The following is a 25,079-nucleotide window of genomic DNA, read 5'->3' as shown; positions in this document are numbered from 1 at the left end:
TGGTGGCCGTTTCTACCTGTATCGTGGTCTCCCGACAGGTGTCTCTCACTCGGTTAGAAACGCCGGGAGGCCCAGGTCGACGTTCCACTGGAGCGTTCCATCGATGACCACCGGTGTCTCCGTCCACGTCAGGTAGTTCTCGAGGGAGTCGTCGTCGACGCGGGCGGTGATGTCCTGTCTGGGGAGCAGATAGAGTTGTTCGACCGACGAGAGGCTTGGAGACGTGACGGAGCCGATCTGAAAATCTTTCGCGGGATAGCTCCGAAAGTGGAGAACGGCTTCCGTTCCAGATCGGTCGATGGAGACGACCGCAGGCGGACCGCCGTCTGACTGGGCGATGTCGGTCGATCCGTCGCCGACGATCAGGTACTGGTCACCGAGGACGGTCCACTCGGTGACGATTTCGAGCGCGCCGCGGAGGGGGAACCCCAGGTTCAAGAGCCGTGCCAGCGACGCACCCGATTCGACGGCGTGCTCGTTGATGATGTCGCCCAGCGTCGCCACGCCACCGAACGCACCGCGACGCGAGAGGGCCAGTCCCTGCTCGTATGAGTGACACGCGTTCAGAAAGAACACGCCGATATCGACCGATTCGAGCGTTCGTACGTCGAGATGACCATCCGTACATTCGAGACCCGCCTCGGTCGCGTGACCGATGTAGTGTAAGAAGTCGTAGCCCCCGTCGGCGAGTAACGCCGACAGCTCGTCGGTCGAGACGCCGAACTTCGACGTCACGTCGAACGGAAGCAGATCGCGAGTCCCGTACGTCTCGTCTAAGATGTCGTGCTCGTCCAGCATCCGGGCGTCGTTACAGACGACCAGGATGTCGATGTGCTGCGTTCGCGACTTCCGTTCGAGTTGGTTCTGATAGCCCTCTATCGTGGCCTTCGAGCCGTGTTTGGGGGCGAGGTCGCCGAACCAGGCGTGTTCGATCGACTCGTCGGTGACGTCCGGTTCGACGACGGGGAACGTCGACGGCGCTTCGGAGGGAGACCGTCGCGAACGGGATGCAGATCGGACGAGTGGATCCGGTCCGGCCGACGCCGGAGTCGCCTCGATCGCCGACCGACTGACCGTCGGAGCGGACCGGGCTGCGGTCGCGTCCGGTATCGACGTCTCGATCGAATCGCGGGTCCCGCCCGTCGGTCGAACGATTCCGAGTTCGTTGACCACGAACGGAAGCAGTTCGACGCTCTCCGGCGTCGACGGAACGTGAGCGGTGAGCGGCCACCGTGGAACCTGTGGCTCGATCGTCTCGTACGGAACCGAGAGGTACGCGTCCAGTCGCTCCGACAGCGACCGATCGTACAGGTCGGCGAGATCCCAGGGCAGCGTCGACTCCAGCTGGTCGCGTTCGTGAAGGTCGTATCGATAGACGCCCTCCGTCCTGACCAGGCAATCGAGGAAGAATACGTGCTTCAACGTTCTGGCAACGTCGTCTTCGAATGGCTGGTCCGTTCCGAGGTGAATCGTCCGACTGTCCGTGTGTATTGCTGGCGTCGATCCCTCCGTGACGACGGCGCCGAGGTAAAACGAGAGGGGTGCGACGACGAACGGGTGTTCGAAGTCGGCGGGAACCTCGATTCGAACGCCCGTATCGAGCGGCTCGTTCTCCGTTTGTACCTCGAACTCCGTTCCGAGTTCGATCAGCGGTGGGTGTCCTCGGAGGGTCGGCCACGACCGCTCCGGGCTCTCCGTCTTCAGCGCCGAGGTCAGTTGCGAGACGGCTCGCATCAGCTCGGTCGGTTCCGGCGGCGTCGTGATCCGACCGGTCGGTCGTTTGTGCAGCGATCGAGCACCGATCTCGACCGACGTCGGTTCGTCGAACGAAAATCGGATGGAGTTGATCCCGATTTCGACGGTCCCGGGGGCGTCGATGCGACAGTACACCTTCATCGGACCGTCGAGACCCACGAACTGCAGGGCGTCCGTCAGATCGTAGCTGCCGTCGTCTTCGAGCATCGTGATCGCCTGTCCCGTCCGGTCGTGGACGTTCGCCAGATACCGTTGATCGAGCACGAGTGACGTCGTCTCGATTCGACAGGCAGTATCGACGGGGAAACAGAAGAGGTCGGACGACACCTGCTGGGGTTCGACCTCGCGGTCGGTACGCAGGGATAGGCGGCGTTGTTCGTTCGAGTCGAACAGCCGCAGCCCGTGGGGATCCGTGTGGGTAGAGATCTCGATCGCCATTCGTCGGTACGCCCACATCGGGACGGATACGCAAAAAACCAGTCGATTCACGCCGACAAAAATTACCGTGACAAATCAGCAGAGTATCATCGGTCACCCGAGTGACCGAACGGTCGTCTGTAGCCGACTCGGTACGCTTTTGCGTTCGGCATCGAACTCTCACCTGTGAGTCCGCCACTGGTCGTCGACATCGATGGGACGCTCACCCGACCGTTCGGCCGAGGCCTAGACCCAAGGGTATTCGACCCGCTCCGCGAGTGGGAGGAACCGGTCGTGCTGGCGACGGGAAAAGCGGCTCCGTATCCCGTGGCACTCTGTCACTTCATCGGCATCCCCGAACTGGTCGTCGCCGAAAACGGCGGCGTCACGGTAACCGAAGATCGACTGGTGGTCGTCGGCGATCGAGCGGGCGCCGACGCCGTGGCCCGAGAGTACGAGGCGGCCGGGTTCGATCTCGGCTGGGAGGGCGTCGACACCATCAATCGGTGGCGTGAAACGGAACTCGCGGTCTCCACCGATCGGCCGGTCGATCCACTGGCGGCGATCGCGGCCGACCACGATCTCACGGTCGTCGACACCGGATACGCCTACCACGTCACCGATACCGACCGATCGAAGGGGCGAGCACTCGCGTCCGTGGCGCCGGACCTCGATATAGAACTCGACGACTGCCTGGCCATCGGCGACTCTGAGAACGACGTCTCGACGTTCGAGCGCGTCGGCCGGAGCTTCGCCGTGGCGAACGCAGACGACGCGGCCAAAGCCGCAGCGGACGAGGTGCTAGACGAGCCACACGCAGACGGGACGCTGTCCGTTCTCTCGCGGTTCGCGTGACCACCGCCGATGGTCCACCGCACGCGATGATCGGCCGGTCACGAAACCGTACCACCCCGTCAGGCCGTACGCGATGAGTGGTCGAAACCGAGATCGTCCCGCCTCGTCCGGTCGCGCGCGATGCTCGGCCGGTCGCAAGATACGTATCCGTGGCTCCCCGAACGGACTCCATGGTATCGGTACCGGGTGCGATCGGACTCGCGGGCGGGCTCGCCTCGATCGGCGCGTTCGCCGTCACTCGTCGGGACGCAGAGCGCGTCGGTGTCTCCCGTCCGCTCCTGTGGGCACTCGCGACGTCGGGAACGCTCGCAGTCGGCGTCTTCCTCTACCTCTTTACGTCGGCGCCCTTGCCGGGCGTGATCATGACCGCGAACACCGGAGCCGTCCTCTACGGATTCGAGCGCGAACTCACCCGTCGTGACGACCAGCCGGCCAGGCCCGGTCGCCTCCCGTTCGAACCGCAGACCGAAGCACCGACCGATTCCGACCACGGATCCTCCGCTGACGGGCACCCGACGCGCGATCGGGACGACGTGGGCGACCAGCGCTGAGTGACGACCGTCGACGGTTGTCGTCGAGTCTTCGCCGACGCTAGCGACACCGTACACCTTTTAGACGGCGGCGTCCAACCCGGGGGCATGAGCGACGTCGCGGACGCCACCGGGGCCGGGTCGGGTACCGATGGGGACGCAGCGGCGAGGGACGACGGCCCCAAACAGGTGTCGAGTCCTGACTACCACAGCGTCAACCACACGGCCGCCCAGACCTGCGGCTGGACGGCCAACGCCCTCCGCGGCGAGGGAAAGTGTTACAAGAACATCTTCTACGGGATCGAGTCACACCGCTGCATTCAGATGACGCCCGTCGTCCGGTGTAACGAACGCTGTGTCTTCTGCTGGCGCGATCACCAGGGCCACGCCTACGAACTCGACGACGTGGAGTGGGACGACCCCGAGGCAGTCGTCGACGCCTCCCTCTCCCTCCAGCGAAAGCTCCTTTCGGGCTTCGGCGGCAACGACGAGGTCCCTCGCGAAGCCTTCGACGAGGCCATGGAGCCCCGTCACGTCGCCATCTCGCTCGACGGCGAGCCGAGCCTCTACCCGTACCTGCCGGAACTGATCGACGCCTTCCACGACCGCGACATCACCACGTTTCTCGTCTCGAACGGGACGCGCCCGAAGGTACTCGCCGAGTGCGATCCGACGCAACTCTACGTCAGCGTCGACGCGCCGGAGCGCCACACGTTCGACCAGGTCGTCCGTGCGATGGAAGACGACGCCTGGGAGACCCTCGTCGAGACGCTGGACGTCCTGGCGGAGAAAGACGACACTCGCACCGTTCTGCGAACCACGCTCCTCCAGGGCGAGAACATGCACAGCCCCGACTGGTACGCCGGCCTCTTCCAGCGAGCAGATCCGGACTTCGTCGAGCTCAAAGCGTACATGCACGTCGGCCACTCACAGGACCGACTCGACCGTTCGACCATGCCTGACCACGAAGACGTCGTCGCGTTCGCCGAAGCCGTCGGCGAACACATGCCAGAGCACCCGGTTTTGAAGGAGGTGCCAGCCTCTCGTGTGGCGCTCCTGGCTCGTGACCAGGACACCTGGGTCCCGAAGTTACGGAAGGGAAGCGAGTTCTGGGCGCGTGATTCGGTCGTCGGGGAGTGACAGTCACGGGCGGTCGGACTCACGGACGGTTCGCCGAGTCGTTGAAACTGGCCCGCCACCGGCGGCTCTCAGCAGTAGTGGATTCCACGGTCGTCAGGCGAGAGTGTCTCGAGACGTCCGTCAATTGATTTGACGACACTCCCAATGTCGCGTCCAGCCTGCTGGACGTAGATGATACCCGCGTGTGCGAGTTCGTTCGTTTCTACCAGGGAGAGGAAGTCGTCGTCGAACGTAACGAGTATCCAATCGTTTTGTCTCGCGTAGGAGAGGTGGTCACGATCCGGTTCACCTAACTTTCCTTCCCCACGGACGGTGTGGACGGTCCACCCGCGCCTGCTGAGCCCATCTGCGACGGGGATCCATATCCCCTCATCACAGTACAGCGGCCTCATGCGGCGGCGGACTCCGCAGATCGAAACTCGTCGATGTGATCGTAATAATATGCGAGCGCTCGATGAACGTCGCCCAGCGATAGGTCTGGATAAAGCTGGGTTATTTCGTCCGGTTCGTATCCGCTATGTTCGTATGCGCTTGCGATATCCTTCACGCGAATGCCCGTCCCCTCTACCGTGGGAGAACCATCACTGTGGGCGGGATCCTGAACGATGCTCATGGTCAATTATATGGACGGTATCACATTTAAAGTCGCGGTCGGTGTGAATCGATCGACGGGCGTGGGCGGTTGACGGCTCCCTTTACGAGAGTAGCGTCGCTCTTTGCGGTATCGAACCCCGCCAATCCGGCAGTCGGTGGCAAGACTGTGCCTCCTCTTCACCCAAAGAACCGGGAGCCGGGGGTTCGAAAAGCGCCATATTACCGAGGAATTTGCTGCACTACTCGCCCGCGAGGACGCCACCTGAGTCCCGAAGGTACGGAAGGGAAGCGAGTTCTGGGCGCGTGATTCGGTCGTCGGGGAATAAGCGGTCGACACAGCAGCGTGCCCAGACTGGTGGTGGCCTCGCCATACCTGAAAGACGGATTTGACCCAGGGGGAGAGGTTTATCACCTGGGACGAATGTCGATGTATGAAGCGCCGCCACGTACTCGCCGCAGCTGGACTGGGAGCGACCGCGGCCACCGCGGGCTGCCTCCAGCGACTGGACGCTACGACGCCCGCCGACACGCAGCCGCGTGGATCCACACCGGACGGTGATACTCCGCCGTCGGACGCTGCTCGTTCGACGCGGGTTCCGTCCGGTGGGACCGTCGAACGCGCCCCAGGTGACGACACGTCCGGGATCGGCGGGCGACGCTCTCCGCACGCCGTCTTCCTGACGAACCCCACGAATACCGGGCGAACGGTCGCGCTCGTAATCGTGCAGGGAGGGAAGACACTACTCGACGAGGCGTTCGCCGTCGAACCGGAAGGGACCGTGGCGGTCGAGATTCGACGCCTCGCCGCGTACACCGTCGAGGCGACCGTGGAGGGATCGGGCGAGACCGAGACGGCGACCGTCGAGCGCGCCCAGTTCGACTGTAACGCCACGAGCGTACAGCTTGAACTTCAGGCTGACAGTAGCCTCTCGTCGTCGACGTTGTCGACGCTGATGGCCTGTGGGAACGTCGTCACCGACCGCGTCGCGTCGGGCGAGCGCGTCGAACACACCGTCGGGACGATCGAGCAGTCCGACGAACTGGACGGGCACCATACCGTCAGCGTCGAGAATCCAACCGCTCGACCTCTGACCGCACGCCTCCTGCTCGGCGACGGCGAGCGTACACTGTTCGACGGGCTCTTCTCGGTGGAGCCGGATGCGACGGCCGACGTCCACTTCGATCGGAACGGCTCTGACCGGATCGAGGCACGCGTCCTCGAAACCGACGCGAGCGCGACGGTCGACCTCGAGGAGGCCGGGCTCGGCTGTACCGCCGCACGAACGACGTTCGAACTCACCGAAGGCGGGGTGCTCGACACGTCGACGATCTCGACGGATCTGGCCTGCCACCCGAACGACGCCTGACGACCATATCCGTCGCTGCCCTCCATCCATGACTCGTCCCCTCCACTACGCCACGTCCACGCTGCGCGCGGTCGCCTTCTGGTTCGCCGTGGCCCTTCCGGTCGCCTACGTACCGCCACTGCTGGGTGTAGCGCCGACGACGGTCCTTCTCGGTGTGATCGTCGTCCACGCCGGCTGTCTGGTGATCGGACACGAGTACCGCCCCCGATCCCGAACTGATGGATCTCGACCGTCGACGCCGTAGCGGGATGCGTAGCTACACACAATCGCCCTCGGCAAACTTCACTCCCCGGATCTCGACCGATCATCTCACGATGGTACCACCCCTCCAAAACAAACCAATCGCACCAAATGGCTAAGGCTCACCGGCACCAACAACCCTGTATGTCGAGCGGCGCCATCGATATCGACGAGTTCGAAAACGCCGACGACGGCGAATTCGAGGGAAGAAACGACACCGAACGGATCGTTCGGTTCCTCGACGATAACGACGACCGGGCGTGGAAGGCAGCCGCGATTGCAGCACAACTCGAACTACAGACGGACGCAGTGAGTGCGATCCTCTCCCGACTGAAAGAGCGAGGGCTCGTGAGACACAAGCGCCCCTACTGGGCGATCACAGACGACCAGGAACGGCTCAGATCAGCCTATCGGCTTCATCGACACTACGAGACCGCTGATGAGCAGTACGGGGAGGAACGGCTCGAAGCACTCCAAACCGACGAAATGGAGCACGTACAGTGACCTCGTTCGAGGAACTAGCGCGCGGAGACATCGTCTGGGGGACCGATCCGCTCTCAGAGAAAGGGCGTCCGCTACTCGTACTCGGGACACCACAGTTCCCCACCCACGGTGTCCAACTTATCACCGCCCTACTACCGACGAAGACCTACCACGAAGAATCACTGACACTCCGAGATGGTGACTACGAGGGCGACCCACTTGGAACCCAAAGCTACGTCCTTCCGTGGTCACTTGCGACCCGCAACAACGCAGTGGAAGTAGAATACCGCCTCACTTCTCTAGTCGATTCGCGCACCGAGGACGTCCTATCACAGTTGATCGGCTACCTTACTCCCTAACTGTCGGTTTCCTGATAGTCGGTCACGAGTACCACCCACAGTCGCACACCTCCCATCGATACTGCCGGTGAGCTATCGAACGAATCAAAAAAGCCGATCGGCAGACGGCCGGTTAGCCGGTCTTCACTCGAGGTCGAACCGGTCGGCCGCCATCACGCTGTGCCAGGCGTCGACGAAGTCCTCGACTAACTTGTGCTCGCCGTCTTCGGCGCCGTAGACCTCCGCGATGGCGCGCAGGCGGGAGTTCGAGCCGAAGACGAGGTCGACGCGCGTTCCCGTCCACGCGACTTCGCCGGTCTCGCGGTCGCGCAGTTCGAATTCCTCGCGGTCATCCGAGACCGGTTCCCACTCGTAGTCCATGGAGCAGACGGTCTCGAAGAAGTCGTTGGTCAGCGTCCCCGGCTCGTCGGTGAAGACGCCGTGGTCGGTGTAGGTGGCGCCCAGCGCGCGCAGGCCGCCGACCAGCGCGGTCATCTCGTCGGGTGTCAGGCCGAGCAGGTCCGCTTTGTCGACCAGTTCGTCCTCTGCGGAGAGGCGTGCCTCGTCGCTGTAGTAGTTGCGGAACCCGTCTGCTGCCGGCTCCAGGGCCTCGAAGGACTCCACGTCGGTCTGGGCCTGGGTGGCATCGGTGCGGCCGGGCTCGAACGGCACCTCGACGTCGTAGCCCGCCTCGCTCGCGGCCTGCTCGACGGCCGCGTTCCCGGCGAGGACGACCAGGTCGGCCAGCGAGACGCGCACGTCGTCAGAACGCGTTTCGTTGAACTCGGCCTGGATTCCCTCGAGCGTCGAGAGGACCGTCTCGAGTTCCGCGGGTTCGTTGACGTCCCAGCTACGCTGGGGTTCGAGCCGGATGCGCGCGCCGTTCGCGCCGCCGCGTTTGTCGCTGTCGCGGTAGGTCGAGGCCGCCGCCCAGGCGGTCTTGACGAGTTGCGTCCCGGTGAGATCGGAGGCGAGGACGCGCTCTTTGAGGTCCTCGGCATCAGTTTCGTCGATCAGGTCGTGATCGACGTCCGGGAGCGGATCCTGCCAGAGCAGTTCCTCGTCGGGGACCTCGGGACCGAGGAAGCGCGAAGAGGGTCCCATGTCGCGGTGGATCAGTTTGTACCACGCCTTCGCGAAGGTCTCCTGGAAGTGCGCGGGATCCTCCTGGAAGCGCTCCAGGGCCGCACGGAAGTCCGGATCGCGCTTGAGCGCGATGTCCGTCGTGAGCATCATCACGTCCTCTTTCTCCGCAGGATCTTCGACACCGGGAGCGGACGCGTCGAGTTCCCCGTTCTGCGTGGTCCACTGCCAGGCGCCGCCGGGGCCCTTCTCGGGCCACCACTTGTTATCGAGCAACGAGTCGACGTAGCCCATGTCCCACTGCGTCGGCGTGGTGTTCCACGGACCCTCGATGCCGCTCGTGATCGTGTCCGCCCCCATTCCGGAACCGTGCTCGCTCTTCCAGCCGAGGCCCTGCTGTTCGATCGGCGCTGCTTCGGGCTCGGGGCCGACGTTTGGATCTGCCTCGTCGGCACCGTGGACCTTCCCGAAGGTGTGTCCGCCGGCGATGAGCGCGGCCGTCTCCTCGTCGTCCATCGCCATGTGGCTGAACGTCTGGCGGATGTTCGTCGCGGACGCCTCGGGGTCGGGCTCGCCGTTCGGGCCCTCAGGGTTGACGTAGATGAGACCCATGACGGTGTTGCCGAGCGGGTCGCGAAGCGCGCCGTCCTCGTCGAAGCGCTCGGGGGAGGCACCTTCCATCTCGTCTTCCGGGCCCCAGTCGACGGCGTCGTCGGGCGCGTAGTCGTCCTCGCGGCCACCCGCGAACCCGTACGTCTCGAATCCCATCGATTCGAGCGCGACGTTCCCCGCGAGCACGATGAGGTCCGCCCACGAGAGCTGCTGGCCGTACTTCTGTTTGATCGGCCAGAGCAGTCGCCGGGCTTTGTCGAGGTTCGCGTTGTCCGGCCAGCTGTTGAGGGGAGCCAGGCGCTGGCGACCGCCGGAGGCACCGCCCCGACCGTCGTGCGTCCGGTACGTGCCGGCACTGTGCCAGGCCATCCGGATGAAGAGTGGTCCGTAGTGGCCGTAATCCGCGGGCCACCAGTCCTGCGAGTCCGTCATCAGTTCCTCCAGGTCGGCCTTGACGGCCTCGTAGTCGAGCGACTCGAACGCCTCGGCGTAGTCGAAGTTCTCGCCCATCGGATCGGTCCGCTGGGCGTTTTGATCGAGGATGGTCAGATCGAGCGCGTCTGGCCACCAGTCTCGGTCTGCGTTTGGCATCACCCGTCTCTTGCCACTTTCGCATAATAAGAGTGTCTACTTCGGAAAGGTAGCTTTCGTCTGACGAAAACAATTGTTCCCCAAATGCGAATCCTCCGTAGACGATTCGGACCGACGACGGCCACGTCCACGCCCATTCACCGCTCCCGGTCGCCGGTCGTCCGATCCTCCCGTCGATTCACAACCGTTCATCGACTGGTGGGTGATCGACTGGCGCTCGTCGCGGACGGACACGAGGACGAATCTTCCCGCTCTAGTTTTTTTTCTCTCCTCTCTCGGACACGCGTACCACCCATCTCGCACTCGCACTCGTGCCCCCATCGGACACGTGTTCGACCGAACGATTGCGAAACCGTTACTCCCGTCGACGACGATGGTCCGGCATGTTCGATCCGGTACCGATCGGCGACTATCCGCTCGCTCACGCGATCTTTCTCCTGCTGGTGGTCGGCTCGTCCGCGTTCTTCGGCGTGCTCGCCTTGGTGAACGTCCGGTACGGCCGTGAGACTCTCTTGCGTGAGCGCGAGTGGGTCGCGGACACCCTCGACGTCGACGATCCCGAGCGGGTGAGCGCGTACCACCGGGCGAAGACGACGATCGGGCAGTTCCAGTCGTGGATCACGCTCGTCGTCGTGTTGATCGCACTCTACAGCGGGGCGGTCGGGACGGCCGTCGAGTGGGTCGAGGGACTCGGCTTCGGTCCCGTGGTCAGCGGAACAGCGGTATTCGTCGTCACGGTTGTGGGGATGCAGGCCCTCTCGATTCCCGTCGACCTCTACGACACCTTCGTCGTCGAGGAGCGCTTCGGCTTCAACAACCAGACGCCGGCACTGTTCGTCCGGGATCTCCTGATCGGCCTGGTGATCACGGTCGTCATCGTCGCGGCACTTTCGGCGACGGTGCTCTGGACCGTCGAGACGCTGCCGACGCTGTGGCCGGTCGCCGCACTCGCCATCTTCGCTACGTTCTCCCTGGCGATGCTGGTCGTCTATCCGCGCGTGATCGCCCCGCTGTTCAACGACTTCGAACCCGTCGAAGCGGGCGATCTCCGCGACGGCGTCGAACGCGTCTTCGACCGCGCCGGCTTCACCTGTGACGACGTCTACGTCATGGACGCGAGCAGACGCTCGGGACACTCGAACGCCTACTTCGTCGGCTTCGGACGGACCAAGCGCGTCGTCCTCTTCGACACGCTCGTAGCGCAGATGGATCTGCCCGAACTCGAGAGCGTGCTCGCACACGAACTCGCCCACTGGAAGCGCGCACACATCTGGAAACAGTTTGCCGCGAGTCTCGTCCGGATCGGCGTCGCGCTCGGCGTCCTCTGGGCCGTATTGGAGACGACGTGGCTCTACGGGATGTTCGACGTTCCCGAGACGGCCTACGCCGGCCTCGCCATCGGCGCGCTCTGGGTCTCGCCACTTCTGGACCTCACGACCCCGCTCGAGAACCGCCTCTCGCTGGCCCACGAGCGCGAGGCCGACGCCTTTGCGGTCGACGTGATGGGCGACGGAACGCCACTCGTCGGGGCGCTCACCCGACTCACCGGCGAGAACTTACAGAACCCGTTCCCGCACCCGCTGTACGCCACGTTCCACTACGACCATCCCCCGATTCCGGATCGCATCCGGTACATTCGGGGACTCGGTGGCGACGAACGCGACGGCCCGACCGACGACGTCCCGACCGCCGGTACTGGCGAGTGACCGGGTTCGGACGTCCCCGTTTCGATTCGGGTCTACCGTCTCTGTGAACACGAGCGACCCGCTTCCGACAGCGCCGGCCGGCTAGCGGCCTGGAACCGGATTCGTCCCGGATTCGAGCACCGACCGGTAGCGTTCGCCCGATTCGTCGTCCGCCTCGATCGCCTCGCGGATCCGCGGTGAGAGCCAGTCTCGCTCACCCGTCGCCTCCGACTGCGTCACGCTGGCGCGTCCGTCCGCCGGCAGGAACCGTTCGTAGACCGCCAGTCGTTCGGCCAGGGGGAGGCCAACGTCGTCGGCGATGGACTCCAGTTCGCGGAGCGCTGGCCAGGCGTAGTCGGGATTGACGTGGTCGTCCGTCACGGGCGAGACGCCGCCCAGATCGTCGACGCCGCAGTCGACGAGCTCCCGGACTGGGGTCAGGTTCGGCGGCACCTGGACGGAGACCGCTTCGGGCAGTGCAGCGCGCGCCATCGCCGTCACGCGTCGCATCGTCGCGAGGTCGGGCGTGCCGCCCCGCCAGCGCTCGTTGTCCCGCACCGGCTGGACGATCACCTCCTGGACGTGGCCGTACCGTTCGTGGAGGTCGCGGATGGCGAGCAGACTCTCCGCGCGGGTGCGCCAGTCCTCGCCGATGCCGACGAGGATCCCCGTCGTGAACGGGACGGCGAGTTCGCCTGCCGTGCGGATGGTATCGAGGCGCTGGCCGGGAACTTTCCGGCGCGGCCCCGCGTGTGCGTCCACGTCGGCCGTCGTCTCCAGCATCACGCCCATGCTCGCGTTCACGTCCGCGACGGTCGCCATCTGGTCGCGGGTCTGGTCCCCTGGGTTCGCGTGCGGGAGTAGTCCCTCCTCCAACGCGACCTCGCAGGCCGCCCGGAGGTACGAGTGGATCGACTCGTACCCCCACTCCTCGAGCCGGGCGTGGATCTCCGTGTAGCGGTCGTCCGGATCGTCGCCGAAGGTGAACAGCGCTTCCGTACAGCCGGCATCGGCGCCGCGGCGGCAGATGTCGCGGACCTCGGAGAGCGAGAGCAGCGACGCCTCCCCCGGCGGGTCGAAGTAGGTGCAGTAGGTGCACGTGTACCGGCAGGCGGTCGTCAGCGGTACGAACACGTTCCGGGCGTAGGTGAGTTCCGTGGGTCCAGTCACGTCTTCGGGCATCACGTCGAGCAGTCGCTCGATCTCGTCTTCGTCGATCACCACGTCGACGTCGTACTCGGCCGCCCCCGGGATCATCGCTCGAAGGGTGGCAGGCCGGAGGGATAAGTGGTATCGTTCCGGCCGATCGTGGCGTGTGTCTCGCGATCGCCCGACTATCGCCCGCCGACCGACGCTCTAGATGCGGTCCTCTCTGTGTTGGACGACGACCGCGGGGTCTGACACTGGCTGCCGACCGACACGTTCGTGTTGTAGTCGCCGTCGTGCGGCCCCGATCGCACGACTCGAATCCGGACTGGTCCCGCTCATCCGGACCGGCCTCGCTCACCCGGACTGGTCCCGCTCATCCGGACCGGCCTCGCTCACCCGATCCGGTCGAGTCACCGTCACTCGACCGTCGGCGGTCTCGAGTTCGAACCCGGCCTCTTCGAGGACGCTCCGTGATCGACCAGCGCCGTGACAGAGCACTTCGACGAGGTCTGTCGGCTCGTCCACGTCGGTCGCGAGACGGAACGAGTCGACGACGTCGACGTTCGCGCCGATCGACGCGGCGATATCGCGGTGGTCGAGGTACGACGTCCCGTGGTAATCGACCCGGAAGTCGGGATGGCGACTGACGAACGCGTTCGTTCCGCCGCCCCGACCCGGTGCGAAGACGACGTCGCCGTCCGCGGTGAACAGTCGCTCCAGTGCTGGCGGCGTCGCCAGCGCCAGATCGGCCATGACGATCGCGACGGCCTCGTCGACGGGAGCTGTCTCGCCCTCGGTGAAGTGTCCCTCCAGTGCGTCGTTGACGGCCGCGTCGAGTGGCCGCTCGTCCACGGTCACCGACGCGTCGATCGAGAGTGATCCCGTCGCGAGCACTCGCGGTTCGTGTCCTGCCGCGCGTATAGCGTCGACGACGTCCCGCAGCATCGCCCGGGCGAAGACCTGTCGCTCGGCCGCAGAGAGGATCGGCGACAGCCGCGTCTTGGGTGCGTCGGTCGCGAACGGGACGAGTATCTCCATTCACGACGTCGTCGGCGACCGTCCGTCAAAAGGACGTCGGCACACGCTCGCGGGTCCCGTCGGGTGATCGAGACGCACTGCAGTTCGTTCGGTTCACCGACCCCTTGACGCAAAAACGAGCCTCTCGGCTACTCCGAGTGTAGAACCGGCCACCAATTCGAGACGAGCGGATCAGAACAGCGGTTCGAGGTCGTCGGCGTCGTCTTCGACGAGTTCTTCTAAGTTGTCCTCACTCTCTTGCTGGATGTCCTCCATGTTGTCCTGGGCCTCGATTGCGACCTGCTGGAGGCGCTTGATTCGCGGGACGTTCGTGACGCCGGAGAGGAGGATCGACGCGGACACCTCTGGAATGTCTCGTGGGTAGTCGCCGCCGCGGACTTCCATGCTGCCGGTCTCTTCTTCGAGCCACTTCCGACCGCGCTCGATGCCCTTTCGATTCAGGTGCTCGGACGGTCCGGAGAGGACCAACAGTGCGCGCTCGGCCCCGTCGATCTCACACGGGAGCGTGAGTCGACCGAGTGCCGCCTTGCGCACGAGGCTGGTTATGCGGTTGGTCGTGTTCGCGGCGTCGAGGCCGTCGTCGACACTGCCGCCACCACCCGTGAACTTCGAGAGGAGCCCGCCGGACGTCGCACTCAGGTCGACCTCCTCCGAGGCGAACCCGACGGTCGAGACGCCGCCGCCCGAGAGCGTGTTGATGATCTCGGAGGAGTCGACGACGCTCTCTGCGACCTCGTTGCCCGGTTGCACCTCGCCGGCACCGAAGAGCACCCCGAATCGGCGGACGATCTCCTCGTTGATCTGTGAATACCCGCCTTCGACCGACTCGCCGGCGGATCGCCAGGAGTCGTTGTCGAAGACGAGCAGGTTGTCGACCTCCCGGACGAACGTTTGGAACGACCGGGCTGCGTTGAGCGTGTAGATTCCGCCTTCGTCGGTCCCGGGCAGGATGCCGAGTCCGTAGACGGGGATCGTGTAGATGCGTTTCAAGTGCTTCGCGAGCACCGGTGCACCACCCGAACCGGTTCCGCCGCCCATTCCGGCGACCACGAGGAATGCGTCGACCTCGTGAGTCGGGATCGAATCGATCGCGTTCTGGACCTCGTCGATGTCCTCTTCGGCGACTTCCGCGCCGAGTTCGTTGTCTGCACCTACGCCGTGACCTTTCACCCGCGCCTGGCCGATCAGGACGCGGTTTTCCTGTGGGATTCGGTTCAGGCCCATGAGGTCCGCTTTCGCCGTGTTCACGGCGATCGCGGAACGAACGATGCCGCTGTTCGTCCGATCGTCGTAATCGAGGAATCGATCGACGACCTTCCCTCCGGCCTGTCCGAACCCGATCATCGCCAGTTTCATTGATTCTGGGGGCTCCGTTGCCATTGAACAGTAGGATGAAGGATATAAACCTTGTGTCTGGATGACTTTCACGTTCGCTGGCGTGTACCGGAAAATCGCAGCACGTGAGGGGGGTAAAAGATTAAAATTACGTCTATAATTGAGAATGTATCGGGTGGTACGATACCCGTTATAATAGGTACCGGGCGATCTGTGCAGACTTGAAAACGGGGTCGGGCAGTCAAGCGGTCGCAGATGACAGAGAAAAACCACTACCACCTCGTTCTCGCTGCATTGACACGAGGCCCGTTGTACGCGAATTACCATCTCGCTGGACCGACACGAGGCTCGTTATACGCGAATTACGATTCGGCGTCGAGGTACTCCCGGAATGTCCGAAGGGAGGCGGGTTCCACGCCGAACTCGTCGACGGCGTTGCGGGACGTGGTGTTGTCGACAGTGAGGCCGCGGGCCTGTTCGATACCGAACGGGACGAACGGAATCGGCCCCGCGAGAGAGAGCCCGAGTTTCGAGAGCACCATCGGCACGGGGACGATTCTGACCCACCTGTTTCGTGCCGCGTAGTACTGGCGCGTCACGTCGGCCAGGGTGAGTACCTCCGGACCGGCCAGTTCGTAGGTTTCGTCGCCTCGGGCCTCGAGAACGCACTCGGCGAGCAGCGGTGCCAGGTCCCCGATCCAGAGTGGCTGGAAACGCGTCCGTCCGCCGGCCGGCAGCGGCGTCAGATAGGGGACGGTCGTCGCCCCGATGAACGACGTGAACTCGTCTCCCGCGCCGAAAACGACGGAGGGGCGAACGACGATCGATTCGACCGCCGATTCCCGCACGATCGCTTCGCCCCGGCCTTTCGCCCGCAGGTGCGACGTCGGCGCGTCGGTATCGGCTTCGATCGCACTCAACTGGACGAATCGATCGACGGCCTCGTTTTCGGCCGCCTCGACGAGGGCGGTCGTCGCGCCGACGTGGACCGATGCCTGCGATACGCCCTTCGACGTCTGAAAGAGTGGTGAAAGCGCGACGAGATTGACGACCACGTCGTGATCGTCGACGGCGGTGCGCGCCGATTCCGGATCCGTCGCGTCGCCCGCGACCGCCTCGACGCCGGTGGGGAGGGTCTCGTCGTCGGGGTGGCGTGCCATCGCCGTCACGTCGTGACCGCGGTCGGCCAGTTCTTTACAGAGTGCGCTTCCGATGAACCCCGTACCGCCCGCGACGAGGATGTTCATACGGAGCGGTTGTCGGCCACCGTAAAATACCTGGCCACGTGACGTCTGGGCCGCGGTCCGTTTCGTGTGCGAGTTCCGGACTCTCTCGACAGAATCATGTAGCCGCCGCCGCGACTCGCCAGTATGCTGGTCACGCTCGAGGGTATCGACGGAAGCGGGAAGACCACCGTCTGGGAGGCGCTACAGGCGGAGTTCCCCGACGCGACGTTCACCCGCGAGCCGACCGACTCCTGGTACGGCGACGCCGTCTACCGCTCGATCGGGGACGACGATGCGGATCCGCTCGCCGAACTCTTTCTGTACACTGCCGACCACGCCGATCACCTCTCCCGCGTCGTCGAGCCCGCACTCGAACGCGGCGACCTCGTCATCTCGGATCGCTACGCGGATTCGAGATACGCCTACCAGGGAGCGACCCTCGAAGGCGTGATCGAGCGGCCGATGGAGTACGTTCGCGGCGTCCACGCGCCATTCACCGTCGAGCCAGATCTCACCCTGTACTTCGACCTCGACCCGGAGACCGGCGCCAGTCGAGCCGGCGCGACCAACAAGTTCGAGCGCGCCAGACTGCTCGGAGACGTCCGGTCGAACTACGAACGCCTCCTCGACATGGCGCCGTACCGGTTCGTCAGGCTCGACGCGACCCGTCCGCCCGAGGACGTCATCGAGAGCGCGATCGACGCGCTGAAAGATCGGATCGAGACCGATGCCGCTGACGAGTCCGGTGGGAACTGAGGACTCGACAGAACCCGATACCGATCGCCCCTTCGTCGTGGTGGCCAGTGTCGTGGCTCGTCCCACTGACGCGATCGTATGAGGGTCGACCTCGCCGTCGGTTGCGGCTGGCGACGTCTCTCGTCCGATGTCGTCCCGGTCGGAAGCGTCCACTCTGGCGAACGCGGCTCGTCTCGCTCGCACCGCCGTGTCCGATCGATATCGGTGTCGGACGGTCCTCAGTCCATGGCGAGGTACGTCTTCGTATCGAGCACGCCGTCGAGGGATTGCAGGTCGGACGAGACGGCCCGGAGCACGTCGTACACCTCCGGCGCGTCGACCTCGGCGATGACGTCGTAGTTACCGGCAACGACGTGGGCAGTCGTCACCGGTTCGACCGCGCCAATCGACTCGAGCACCCCCGACGACTTACCCGCCGACGTCTTCACCAGGACGTATGCGTGGACCATCGGGGTGTGGTACTTCATGGCACGACTAAAGCGTTTACCTCGGCTCAGTCGCTGAAACGTCAGTGTTACTATCGGTGGTCGGGCCTGGTCGCTGGTGATCGGGGTAACATTATTCACGGGGGCTCGCGTACCCCGTATCCATGCGGTTTGTTATCGTTGGTGCCGGGCGGGTCGGCGCGCGAACGGCCAGAGTCCTTCGCGACGAGGGCCACGACGTCACGGTCATCGAACGAGACGAGTCGGCAGTCAGGCGCGCGAAAGACGCCGGACTCGACGTCGTCATCGGTGACGGCGCTCGAGAGGAGATCCTGAAAGAGGCCGGTATCGAGGACGCCGACGCCGTCGGGGCACTCACCCGGGATTTAAACGCAAACTTCGCCGCCTGCCTGATCGCGTCCCACGCCGGCTGTCGAACCGTGATGCGGATCGACGACGACTATCGCGAGGAGATCTACCGGCGGTACGCGGACGAGGTAGACGAGGTGGTCTACCCGGAACGCCTCGGCGCGATCGGCGCGAAGAACGCCCTCCTCGGTGGGACGATCCGCGCCATCGCCGATATCGCCCAGAACCTCCAGATCGTCGAACTCACGGTCACGTCCGAGTCGCCGGTGGCGGGCTACCTCGTCAGCGAACTCGAACTGCCCGCTGACGCGCGAGTACTCGCTCACGCGACGGGAGACGAACCGTTTCACGTCCCGGACGTCGACGGCTCGCTGGCGGCGGGCGACCGCCTCGTCGTCCTCGCCGACTTCGACGTGCTGAGCGACGTTCGCCAGATCGTCGTCGGCGAGGCGGACGGCGAGCAAACGGTCGAACCCGGAGGTGCCCGGTGATGGTGACCGCGTACGTGATGATCAAGGCAAACACCGGCGAGGCCGATCGTCTCCGCCGAGAAATCGACGCGATCGCCGGTGTCACAGACGTCCACATCGTCGCCGGCGACGTCGACCTCATCGCGAAGGCGACCGTCGACTCTCCGGCCGCCATCAAAGACGTCGCGGCGTCAGAGATACAGGGGATCGACGGCGTCGAAGGCACGCAGACCTACATCGCGATGGACTGATTCTACCCGCCGCGTAACTCGCACAGACGGTGAGGGACTCGCCGGTCACGCTCGACCCGATCTACCGACGCGTCCGTATTACGGCGACCCGCCGTCGTCGACCGCCTTCTGTCCGCGTTGCTGTGCGTTCACCCGGAGCGTCGCCGCCTCGCCGCGATACTCGTAGCCGGGGATGAGTCCCTGGGCGTAGGTCCCCTCGACGAACTCGACCATCGCTTTCGCGTCCGCGACGCCCTCGGCGGCGTCCCACGCGACGTACGTGAGCGTCACGGTCACCTCGCCGGCCGGAACGTCACGCTCGACAATCGGCTCGTCGTGCGTGCTGGTGGTCGCAATGTCGAAGACGTCCGCGAGGCGGCGATCGAACGTCTCGAACCAGTCGTCTTCGACCACGCGGGCGACCTCGTCGACGGTCGCCGCCGAGAGCGTCGGGACCGTGGCGACGACGCGAAACTCACCGTCACGTTCGCCCTCGGCCGCGGACGCGGTCACTCGCGCGTCGAAGACCGTCGTCGTCAGGACGTAGCCGTCGTCGGTCGGTTCGAACGCGTCGTGGGCCGCGAGCGCGACGTCGACCGGTTTCGGAAGCGTCTCGTCTGTCATTGGTGGGGAGACGGGACGACGGGAAAAGTGCGTTGCGCAGTCGGTCCGAAGTCGCTCGACTACGACTCCACGACCGATTCGAGTTCACGCCTGAACGTTCCCTCGGCCACCAGCGCTGCCACCGCCTCGACGTCGTCGGTGAGTGGACGGTCGCCGTCGAGCGGCGGGACGCGCTCACGCACCAGGTCGTAGACGACGCCGGTGCCGACGCCGTGGGTCAGGTCGTCGTCGACGTACTCGGCGGCCTCGGCGGCCGCGCAGAGCTCCGTCGCGACGACGTGTCGCGCGTTCGCGAGTGCGGTCCGAGCGTGATCGGCAGCCTGTGCGCTCATGCTGACGTGGTCCTCCTGCCCGCCGGAGACGGGTGTGTTATCCGTCGCGGCGCGACCCAGTGATCGGTTCTCGTTGACCAGCGACGCGGCGGTGTACTGGGCGATCATGTAGCCCGACTCGACGCCGCTCTCGGTCGCCAGGAACGGTGGGAGGTGGTCTTCCTGGAGGTTCGGGTTCAGGAGGCGATCGACCCGTCGCTCGCTGATGGCGGCGAGTTCGGTCAACGCCGCCGTGACGTAGTCGAGTCGGAGAGCGAGCGGTTCGCCGTGGAAGTTACCGCCGGAGAGGACCGCCGCTCGATCCGTCCCGCTCGCCCGCGGGTCGGCGTCGTCCGCGTCGAAGACGAGCGGGTTGTCCGTCGCGCTGTTGAGTTCGATCGCGACGGCCTCGCGGAGGTGGGCCACGGCCTCGCGGACCGCGCCGTGGACTTGCGGGAGACACCGCAGTGAGTAGGCGTCCTGTACCCGATCGCAGTTCCGGTGGGACTCGACGATCTCCGAGTCGGTCGTCAACGAACGGATTCGCTCGGCGCTCTCACAGTGGCCCGAGTGTGGGCGAACCTCGGACAGTACAGGGTGGGAGGGAACCGTCGATCCCATCGTCACCTCGGTCGTGAGCGCGCCAGCCGCGTCGGCCGCCTCGACGACGCGTTCGGCGTCGACGACGAGCAGCGCCGCCAGGCCGACGGTGAGTTGCGTGCCGTTGATCAGCGCCAGCCCCTCCTTCGGGGCGAGCGATAACGGGTCGAGCCCCGCGGTCGCGAGCGCCTCCTCACCCGGGAGCCGTCGACTGTCTGTCGCCGGTACGTCGGCTCGGTCCGTGGCCGCACCCGAATCGCGGCCATCGGTCGCCCCATCGCCCCGGTCGACGATCGCCTCGCCCTCGCCGATGAGCACGAGCGCCATGTGCGAAAGCGGCGCGAGATCGCCGCTGGCGCCGAGGCTTCCCCGGGACCGGACGACCGGGTGAATCCCCTCGTTCAGCATCGTCGCGAGGTGGTCGACGACGATTGGGCGGACGCCGGAGTGGCCCTTCGCGAGCGCGTTCAACCGGGTGACCAGCATCGCTCGCACGGCCTCGCGACCGAGTTCGGCGCCGGCGCCAGAGGCGTGACTCCGCAGCAAGTTGTGCTGCAGTCGTTCGAGTTCGTCGGGTTCGATCCGCTCGTCGACGAGTTCGCCGAACCCGGTGTTGACGCCGTAGACTGGCTCGCCCGAGGCCACGACGTCCTCGATTCGCTCCCGCGCGGTCTCGACGTTCGCCATCGCCTCGTCCGTCAGTTCGACCGGCGCACCGCGTCGTGCGACGCGTTCGACGTCGGCTGGCGTGAGTGTCTCACCGTCGACGCGTACCGGTTCGAACTCGTCGCCCGCCGCCGCTTCCCGCGGGGCGTTGCCGTCTGGCTCACCCATGGACGCGCTCGCCTCCCTTGAGGACGGTGGCGACGCGATTCACGCCGAAGCTGTAGGGAACGTGGACGTAGCTCGGCGCGTCGAGGACGAGTAGATCGCCGGGAGCGCCGGGCCGGATCGTTCCGGCGTCTTCGGACCGGACGGCCGCTCCGGAACCGCCGCCCGCCCCGACATCGCCGGCGTCGAGGGCTCGCGCACCACCGCGGGTGGCCGCCGTAAGCGCGGCTTCGGGGGTCATCTTCATCTTCGCACAGGCCAGCGCGACGGTAAACCCCATCGACTGTGCGTGGCAGTTAGGATTGAAGTCGGAGGCCAGCGCGACGGTCGAACCCGCCTCGGTGAACTGCGTCGGATCGGCGTACTCCGTGTCGAGTGAGAACGCGGCCGCGGGAAGCAGGGTCGCCACCACGTCGGCCTCGGCGAGCGCTGCGGCGTCCTCGTCCGTCGCACGCAGGAGGTGATCGGCGCTGACGGCCCCGACGTCGGCCGCGACCTGCGCCCCGCCGGTTTGGGCGAACTCCTCCGCATGAATCTTCGGCGCGAGTCCATGATCCATCCCCGCTTCCAGGATCCGGCGGCTCTGCTCGGGTGTAAAGACGTCCTCCTCGCAGAAGACGTCGCAGAAGGTCGCGATGCCCTGATCGGCGACGGCCGGGAGTTGCTCGTCGATCACCCGGTCAGTGTACGATTCGGCGTCCTCGTCTTCGGGAACCGCGTGAGCCCCCATGAACGTCGGAACCACGTCGACCGGATGCGACTCGCCCGCCCGGTGGATGGCCGCGAGCAGGCGAAGCTCCGTCTCGCGGTCGAGGCCGTAGCCTGATTTGACCTCGACCGTCGTCGTCCCGTGTTCGAGAGCCGCATCGAGCTGGGCCGTCAGGTTCGCGACGAGTTCGTCGTCGCTCGCCTCGCGAACGGCGCGAACGGTCCGGAGGATCCCGCCACCCTCGGCGAGGATCACCTGGTAGTCCGCCCCCCGAAGTCGGGCGGCGAACTCGTCCGAGCGATCGCCCGCGAAGACGCTGTGGGTGTGGGAGTCGACAAAGCCGGGAATCACGCTCTGCCCGGAGGCGTCGATAGTCGTTTCGGCGGTCGCCGGCGGATACTCGCGCGTCACCTCGTCCGTGGGCCCGACGGCGGCCACCGACCCGTCGACGATCGCGACGGCTGCGTCCTCGTGGCGTTCGATGGTCACGTCCGTGCCGGTAGCGTCCGAGTCCGGACCGACGACGACCTCCGCGGCGTCGTGGACGACCGCGTCGAGGTCAGACACGGGCCTCACCCCCGGAACCGGAGCCGGCGAGGGCGTGCGCGACCGTCCGAGCGGCCACCCGCGCCGTCCGAGTACCATCGTCCAGGCCGGGCGCGCACTCGACGACCTCGAACCCGGCAAGACGGTCGTCGGCACAGGCTTCTCGCACGCACGCGAAGAGTTCTCGTGCGGTGAGGCCACCGGGTGTCGGCGCGCTGACCCCCGGCGCCGCCGGCGCGTCGAGGACGTCCAGGTCGACGCTGACGTAGAGGTGGTCGACGCCGGAGACCGTCCGCAACGCCCGGTCGAGCGCCGCGTCGCGATCCGAACCGATCGCCTCTGCGGTCACCACCGCGCCGCCTTCACCCTGGAGCCACTCGACGTACGTCGTCGACGTCTCGAAGTGGCGCGCACCGACGACGGCGTAGGCGTCGAGGCCGCGGTCGTGCAACTGCCGGTAGGGCGTCCCGGAAGACGGCCCGTCCGCGGGCTCGCGCACGTCGAGGTGAGCGTCGAAGTTGAGCACGCCGACCGACCCCGACTCGAGGAGGGGCGCGACGTTCGGGACGGTGAGGGAGTTGTCGCCACCGAGGAAGACCGGCAGGGCGTCAGTCGCGTGGAGGTCGGCGGTCACCGACTCGGCGAGCGCCTGGACGTCGCCGACGTCGGCCTGTTCGTCGAGATCCACGGCGTCCGTCGGCCACGCCACGTCGCCCAGGTCCCCCACGCGCCCGACGGGACCCGCGTCGACGTGATGCGTCTTGACGCCGGCCAGCGCCTCGCGGATCGCACCGGGTCCCTCACGAGCGCCGCGCCGGCCGATGACGGCGCCGTCGTAGGGTTCGCCGAGGAGGACGGCGTCGAACTCGCCTGCGGCCGCCGCGTCCGCCGGCGTGCCCTTCGCATCCAGGGTCGCGGACTCGATCACGTCGCCGAACGTCTCGTCGTTCGGATCGCTCGCCGGCGACTCCCAGCTCGGTGGCGCCGAAATCGTGGCTTCGGCCATCAGTCTCCACCTCGATCGCGCATGGGGATCGCGACGTTCGACTCGCGAGCGGTGTCGAGGGCCTCCTCGTAGCCCGCGTCGGCGTGGCGAATCACGCCCATCCCAGGGTCCGTCGTGAACACGCGCTTTGCGGTCTCGGCGGCCTGCTCGGTCCCGTCGAGGACGACGTGGTTGTTCGTGTGCAGGGCGTTGCCGATGCCGACGCCGCCGCCGTCGTGGACCGAGACGATGTCCGCGCCCGCCGCGCAGTTGAGCAGGGCGTTCAAGATCGGCCAGTCGGCCACGGCGTCGGTGCCGTCGCGCATGGCCTCGGTCTCCCGGTTGGGGCTCGCGACCGAACCGGCGTCCAGGTGGTCACGGGTGACGACGATCGGGGCCGTGATCTCGCCCTCGCGGACGAGGTCGTTGATCCGCAGGGCGAAGCGGGCGCGTTCGGTCAGGCCATCGTCGTCGGTGGAGTACCCCAGCCAGCATACTCGCGAGGGCAGGCCCTGGAACTGCACCTGGTCCTGGGCGAGGTCGATCCAGCGTCGCAGGGAGTCCTTCTCAGGGAACAGGTCGAGGACGGCCTCGTCCGTGCGGTAGATGTCCTCGGGATCGCCGGAGAGTGCGGCCCAGCGGAAGGGGCCACGACCCTCGCAGAACTGCGGGCGGATGTACGCCGGGACGAAGCCGGGGAAGTCGAACGCCGTTTCCAGCCCGCGCTCGTCCTCGACCTGGCCGCGGATGTTGTTCCCGTACTCGAACGCGACCGCGCCGCGATCCTGCAGGTCGAGGATGGCCTGGACGTGGCGTTCCATCGTGTCGAGGCTCTCCGCGACGTAGCGATCTGGGTCCTCGTCGCGGAGCGCATCGGCCTCGGCGACGGTGTACCCCGACGGGTAGTAGCCCTCGAGGGCGTCGTGCGCGCTCGTCTGATCCGTGACGATGTCGGGCACGAACTCACGTTCGAGCATCGCTTCGAGCATGTCCGCGGCGTTCACGTGCACGCCGACGCTGTAGGATTCGCCCGCTGCAGCGGCTTCCTCGGCGCGCTCGATCGCTTCGTCGAGGTCGTCGGTCTTCTCCTGACAGTAGCCCGTCTCGATCCGGCGGTCGATGCGCTCTTCGTCGACCTCCGCCGCGATGCAGACGCCGCCGTTCATCGTGACGGCCAGCGGCTGGGCGCCGCCCATCCCGCCGAGCCCACCGGTGACGACGATGCGGCCCTCGAGATCGGTCTCGTCGTACTCTGCGCGTGCGAGCGCGGCGAGCGTCTCGTACGTTCCCTGGATGATCCCCTGGGTGCCGATGTACGCCCACGAGCCCGCGGTCATCTGGCCGTACATGATCTTGCCCTCGGCCTCGAGTTCGTGGAAGTGCTCCCAGTCGTCCCACTTGCCCACGAGGTTCGAGTTGGCGATCAGCACCCGCGGCGCGCGTTCGTGGGTCCGAAATCGTCCGACGGGCTTGCCGCTCTGAACGAGCAACGTCTCGTCGTCCGGTAGCTCCCGCAACTCCTCGACGATGGCGTCGTACGCGTCCCAGCTTCGGGCCGCGCTCCCGGTCCCGCCGTAGACGACGAGTTCCTCGGGTTTCTCGGCCACCTCGGGGTCGAGGTTGTTGTTGAGCATTCGGAGGGCGGCCTCCTGACGCCATCCCTCACACTCGATCTTGGTGCCAGTCGACGCACCCTGGTACGCCCGCCAGGTGTCACTCGGTTCGCCGCGATCGAACGACTCGCTAGAGTGCTGCATAGGCGACACTGTTTCCGCGTACCACGAA

At 65.9% G+C, this 25,079-nt stretch carries 25 protein-coding genes; 11 read left to right on the top strand and 14 right to left on the bottom strand.

The window, feature by feature from the left end; genetic code table 11:
- Window positions 1-45: 45 nt before the first annotated feature.
- Complete coding sequence (locus NO366_RS17520; protein WP_256532076.1) at window positions 46-2,193, bottom strand: hypothetical protein; 2,148 nt, start codon at window positions 2,191-2,193, stop codon at window positions 46-48.
- A 165-nt stretch (window positions 2,194-2,358) separates the two neighbouring features.
- On the opposite strand from NO366_RS17520, the gene NO366_RS17515 reads away from it, so the two are divergent.
- The 3 genes from NO366_RS17515 (at window position 2,359) to twy1 (ending at window position 4,697) form a co-directional block, all read left to right on the top strand.
- Complete coding sequence (locus NO366_RS17515; RefSeq protein WP_256532075.1) at window positions 2,359-3,027, top strand: HAD-IIB family hydrolase; 669 nt, start codon at window positions 2,359-2,361, stop codon at window positions 3,025-3,027.
- 170 nt (window positions 3,028-3,197) lie between these two features.
- A complete protein-coding gene (locus NO366_RS17510) occupies window positions 3,198-3,578 on the top strand; it encodes a hypothetical protein (RefSeq protein WP_256532074.1) in 381 nt (126 codons plus the stop codon).
- 87 nt (window positions 3,579-3,665) lie between these two features.
- The gene (gene twy1 / locus NO366_RS17505) at window positions 3,666-4,697 is read left to right on the top strand and encodes a 4-demethylwyosine synthase TYW1 (protein WP_256532073.1); all 1,032 of its coding nucleotides are present in this window, start codon (window positions 3,666-3,668) and stop codon (window positions 4,695-4,697) included.
- 68 nt (window positions 4,698-4,765) lie between these two features.
- On the opposite strand, the gene NO366_RS17500 is transcribed toward twy1, so the two are convergent.
- Both NO366_RS17500 and NO366_RS17495 read right to left on the bottom strand, forming a co-directional pair.
- Entirely contained in the window at window positions 4,766-5,089 is a 324-nt protein-coding gene (locus NO366_RS17500; protein ID WP_256532072.1) for a DUF5615 family PIN-like protein, read from the bottom strand.
- Complete coding sequence (locus NO366_RS17495) at window positions 5,086-5,310, bottom strand: DUF433 domain-containing protein (protein ID WP_256532071.1); 225 nt, start codon at window positions 5,308-5,310, stop codon at window positions 5,086-5,088. The genes NO366_RS17500 and NO366_RS17495 overlap by 4 nt, the downstream gene beginning before the upstream one ends.
- 412 nt (window positions 5,311-5,722) lie before the next feature.
- On the opposite strand from NO366_RS17495, the gene NO366_RS17490 reads away from it, so the two are divergent.
- The 4 genes from NO366_RS17490 to NO366_RS18695 all read left to right on the top strand — a co-directional run bounded on the left by NO366_RS17490 (window position 5,723) and on the right by NO366_RS18695 (window position 7,740).
- Window positions 5,723-6,658: a hypothetical protein gene (locus NO366_RS17490; RefSeq protein WP_256532070.1), complete on the top strand. Its 936-nt coding sequence runs from the start codon at window positions 5,723-5,725 to the stop codon at window positions 6,656-6,658.
- Window positions 6,659-6,686: 28 nt separating this feature from the next.
- Window positions 6,687-6,902 (top strand): DUF8028 family protein, encoded by a 216-nt coding sequence (locus tag NO366_RS17485; protein ID WP_256532069.1) that lies wholly within the window; start codon window positions 6,687-6,689, stop codon window positions 6,900-6,902.
- Window positions 6,903-7,042: 140 nt separating this feature from the next.
- Window positions 7,043-7,402, top strand: coding sequence for a MarR family transcriptional regulator (locus NO366_RS17480; RefSeq protein ID WP_256532068.1), 360 nt, complete (start codon window positions 7,043-7,045; stop codon window positions 7,400-7,402).
- On the top strand, window positions 7,399-7,740 hold the full coding sequence (locus tag NO366_RS18695; RefSeq protein ID WP_382273749.1) for a PemK-like protein: 342 nt from the start codon (window positions 7,399-7,401) through the stop codon (window positions 7,738-7,740). Before NO366_RS17480 ends, NO366_RS18695 begins: the two co-directional genes overlap by 4 nt.
- Before the next feature lie 123 nt (window positions 7,741-7,863).
- Here the strand turns inward: NO366_RS18695 and katG are convergent, their stop codons facing one another.
- Window positions 7,864-10,005 carry a catalase/peroxidase HPI gene (gene katG, locus NO366_RS17475; protein ID WP_256532067.1) on the bottom strand — a complete coding sequence of 714 codons (2,142 nt, stop codon included), beginning with the start codon at window positions 10,003-10,005 and terminating at the stop codon, window positions 7,864-7,866.
- Window positions 10,006-10,388: 383 nt separating this feature from the next.
- Here katG and NO366_RS17470 point away from each other — a divergent pair, with 383 nt between their 5' ends.
- A complete protein-coding gene (locus NO366_RS17470) occupies window positions 10,389-11,711 on the top strand; it encodes a M48 family metallopeptidase (RefSeq protein WP_256532066.1) in 1,323 nt (440 codons plus the stop codon).
- An 81-nt stretch (window positions 11,712-11,792) separates the two neighbouring features.
- Here NO366_RS17470 and cofG read toward each other — a convergent pair whose 3' ends face one another.
- The 4 genes from cofG to NO366_RS17450 form a co-directional block, all read right to left on the bottom strand.
- The gene (cofG, locus tag NO366_RS17465) at window positions 11,793-12,947 is read right to left on the bottom strand and encodes a 7,8-didemethyl-8-hydroxy-5-deazariboflavin synthase subunit CofG (RefSeq protein ID WP_256532065.1); all 1,155 of its coding nucleotides are present in this window, start codon (window positions 12,945-12,947) and stop codon (window positions 11,793-11,795) included.
- 246 nt (window positions 12,948-13,193) lie between these two features.
- Entirely contained in the window at window positions 13,194-13,877 is a 684-nt protein-coding gene (cofC, locus tag NO366_RS17460; RefSeq protein ID WP_256532064.1) for a 2-phospho-L-lactate guanylyltransferase, read from the bottom strand.
- Between the two features lie 171 nt (window positions 13,878-14,048).
- Entirely contained in the window at window positions 14,049-15,233 is a 1,185-nt protein-coding gene (locus NO366_RS17455) for a tubulin/FtsZ family protein (RefSeq protein ID WP_256534043.1), read from the bottom strand.
- Between the two features lie 341 nt (window positions 15,234-15,574).
- Window positions 15,575-16,459, bottom strand: coding sequence for a complex I NDUFA9 subunit family protein (locus NO366_RS17450; RefSeq protein ID WP_256532063.1), 885 nt, complete (start codon window positions 16,457-16,459; stop codon window positions 15,575-15,577).
- A gap of 123 nt (window positions 16,460-16,582) precedes the next feature.
- On the opposite strand from NO366_RS17450, the gene tmk reads away from it, so the two are divergent.
- Window positions 16,583-17,194 carry a dTMP kinase gene (tmk, locus tag NO366_RS17445; RefSeq protein WP_256532062.1) on the top strand — a complete coding sequence of 204 codons (612 nt, stop codon included), beginning with the start codon at window positions 16,583-16,585 and terminating at the stop codon, window positions 17,192-17,194.
- A 218-nt stretch (window positions 17,195-17,412) separates the two neighbouring features.
- Here the strand turns inward: tmk and NO366_RS17440 are convergent, their stop codons facing one another.
- On the bottom strand, window positions 17,413-17,643 hold the full coding sequence (locus NO366_RS17440) for an Lrp/AsnC ligand binding domain-containing protein (RefSeq protein WP_256532061.1): 231 nt from the start codon (window positions 17,641-17,643) through the stop codon (window positions 17,413-17,415).
- A gap of 140 nt (window positions 17,644-17,783) precedes the next feature.
- On the opposite strand from NO366_RS17440, the gene NO366_RS17435 reads away from it, so the two are divergent.
- Window positions 17,784-18,479 carry a potassium channel family protein gene (locus tag NO366_RS17435; protein WP_256532060.1) on the top strand — a complete coding sequence of 232 codons (696 nt, stop codon included), beginning with the start codon at window positions 17,784-17,786 and terminating at the stop codon, window positions 18,477-18,479.
- On the top strand, window positions 18,479-18,709 hold the full coding sequence (locus NO366_RS17430; RefSeq protein ID WP_256532059.1) for an Lrp/AsnC family transcriptional regulator: 231 nt from the start codon (window positions 18,479-18,481) through the stop codon (window positions 18,707-18,709). Before NO366_RS17435 ends, NO366_RS17430 begins: the two co-directional genes overlap by 1 nt.
- Before the next feature lie 78 nt (window positions 18,710-18,787).
- Here NO366_RS17430 and NO366_RS17425 read toward each other — a convergent pair whose 3' ends face one another.
- The 5 genes from NO366_RS17425 to hutU are packed head-to-tail and all read right to left on the bottom strand — an operon-like array spanning window position 18,788 to window position 25,051.
- Window positions 18,788-19,312 carry a DUF5813 family protein gene (locus tag NO366_RS17425; RefSeq protein ID WP_256532058.1) on the bottom strand — a complete coding sequence of 175 codons (525 nt, stop codon included), beginning with the start codon at window positions 19,310-19,312 and terminating at the stop codon, window positions 18,788-18,790.
- Window positions 19,313-19,371: 59 nt separating this feature from the next.
- Window positions 19,372-21,057 (bottom strand): HAL/PAL/TAL family ammonia-lyase, encoded by a 1,686-nt coding sequence (locus NO366_RS17420; protein WP_256532057.1) that lies wholly within the window; start codon window positions 21,055-21,057, stop codon window positions 19,372-19,374.
- Complete coding sequence (gene hutI, locus NO366_RS17415; RefSeq protein WP_256532056.1) at window positions 21,050-22,330, bottom strand: imidazolonepropionase; 1,281 nt, start codon at window positions 22,328-22,330, stop codon at window positions 21,050-21,052. Before hutI ends, NO366_RS17420 begins: the two co-directional genes overlap by 8 nt.
- The gene (gene hutG / locus NO366_RS17410; protein WP_256532055.1) at window positions 22,323-23,315 is read right to left on the bottom strand and encodes a formimidoylglutamase; all 993 of its coding nucleotides are present in this window, start codon (window positions 23,313-23,315) and stop codon (window positions 22,323-22,325) included. The genes hutI and hutG overlap by 8 nt, the downstream gene beginning before the upstream one ends.
- Window positions 23,315-25,051 carry a urocanate hydratase gene (gene hutU, locus NO366_RS17405; protein WP_256532054.1) on the bottom strand — a complete coding sequence of 579 codons (1,737 nt, stop codon included), beginning with the start codon at window positions 25,049-25,051 and terminating at the stop codon, window positions 23,315-23,317. Before hutU ends, hutG begins: the two co-directional genes overlap by 1 nt.
- Window positions 25,052-25,079: the final 28 nt, after the last annotated feature.

The sequence above is a fragment of the Halovivax cerinus genome (assembly GCF_024498195.1).
Taxonomy (GTDB): domain Archaea; phylum Halobacteriota; class Halobacteria; order Halobacteriales; family Natrialbaceae; genus Halovivax; species Halovivax cerinus.
This window is presented reverse-complemented; position numbering and strand designations above follow the sequence as displayed.

What these genes read in the sequence shown, in the direction of transcription:
- NO366_RS17480 (WP_256532068.1), top strand. Translation starts at nt 7,043, where the DNA reads ATGTCGAGCGGCGCCATCGATATCGACGAGTTCGAAAACGCCGACGAC.
- NO366_RS17495 (WP_256532071.1), bottom strand. Translation starts at nt 5,310, where the DNA reads ATGAGCATCGTTCAGGATCCCGCCCACAGTGATGGTTCTCCCACGGTA.
- hutG (WP_256532055.1), bottom strand. Translation starts at nt 23,315, where the DNA reads ATGGCCGAAGCCACGATTTCGGCGCCACCGAGCTGGGAGTCGCCGGCG.
- NO366_RS17510 (WP_256532074.1), top strand. Translation starts at nt 3,198, where the DNA reads ATGGTATCGGTACCGGGTGCGATCGGACTCGCGGGCGGGCTCGCCTCG.
- NO366_RS17485 (WP_256532069.1), top strand. Translation starts at nt 6,687, where the DNA reads ATGACTCGTCCCCTCCACTACGCCACGTCCACGCTGCGCGCGGTCGCC.
- NO366_RS17450 (WP_256532063.1), bottom strand. Translation starts at nt 16,459, where the DNA reads ATGAACATCCTCGTCGCGGGCGGTACGGGGTTCATCGGAAGCGCACTC.
- NO366_RS17490 (WP_256532070.1), top strand. Translation starts at nt 5,723, where the DNA reads ATGAAGCGCCGCCACGTACTCGCCGCAGCTGGACTGGGAGCGACCGCG.
- tmk (WP_256532062.1), top strand. Translation starts at nt 16,583, where the DNA reads ATGCTGGTCACGCTCGAGGGTATCGACGGAAGCGGGAAGACCACCGTC.
- NO366_RS17425 (WP_256532058.1), bottom strand. Translation starts at nt 19,312, where the DNA reads ATGACAGACGAGACGCTTCCGAAACCGGTCGACGTCGCGCTCGCGGCC.
- NO366_RS17435 (WP_256532060.1), top strand. Translation starts at nt 17,784, where the DNA reads ATGCGGTTTGTTATCGTTGGTGCCGGGCGGGTCGGCGCGCGAACGGCC.
- NO366_RS17455 (WP_256534043.1), bottom strand. Translation starts at nt 15,233, where the DNA reads ATGAAACTGGCGATGATCGGGTTCGGACAGGCCGGAGGGAAGGTCGTC.
- katG (WP_256532067.1), bottom strand. Translation starts at nt 10,005, where the DNA reads ATGCCAAACGCAGACCGAGACTGGTGGCCAGACGCGCTCGATCTGACC.
- NO366_RS17470 (WP_256532066.1), top strand. Translation starts at nt 10,389, where the DNA reads ATGTTCGATCCGGTACCGATCGGCGACTATCCGCTCGCTCACGCGATC.
- cofC (WP_256532064.1), bottom strand. Translation starts at nt 13,877, where the DNA reads ATGGAGATACTCGTCCCGTTCGCGACCGACGCACCCAAGACGCGGCTG.
- hutU (WP_256532054.1), bottom strand. Translation starts at nt 25,051, where the DNA reads ATGCAGCACTCTAGCGAGTCGTTCGATCGCGGCGAACCGAGTGACACC.
- cofG (WP_256532065.1), bottom strand. Translation starts at nt 12,947, where the DNA reads ATGATCCCGGGGGCGGCCGAGTACGACGTCGACGTGGTGATCGACGAA.
- twy1 (WP_256532073.1), top strand. Translation starts at nt 3,666, where the DNA reads ATGAGCGACGTCGCGGACGCCACCGGGGCCGGGTCGGGTACCGATGGG.
- NO366_RS17440 (WP_256532061.1), bottom strand. Translation starts at nt 17,643, where the DNA reads ATGGTCCACGCATACGTCCTGGTGAAGACGTCGGCGGGTAAGTCGTCG.
- NO366_RS17430 (WP_256532059.1), top strand. Translation starts at nt 18,479, where the DNA reads ATGGTGACCGCGTACGTGATGATCAAGGCAAACACCGGCGAGGCCGAT.
- NO366_RS17500 (WP_256532072.1), bottom strand. Translation starts at nt 5,089, where the DNA reads ATGAGGCCGCTGTACTGTGATGAGGGGATATGGATCCCCGTCGCAGAT.
- NO366_RS17420 (WP_256532057.1), bottom strand. Translation starts at nt 21,057, where the DNA reads ATGGGTGAGCCAGACGGCAACGCCCCGCGGGAAGCGGCGGCGGGCGAC.
- NO366_RS17520 (WP_256532076.1), bottom strand. Translation starts at nt 2,193, where the DNA reads ATGGCGATCGAGATCTCTACCCACACGGATCCCCACGGGCTGCGGCTG.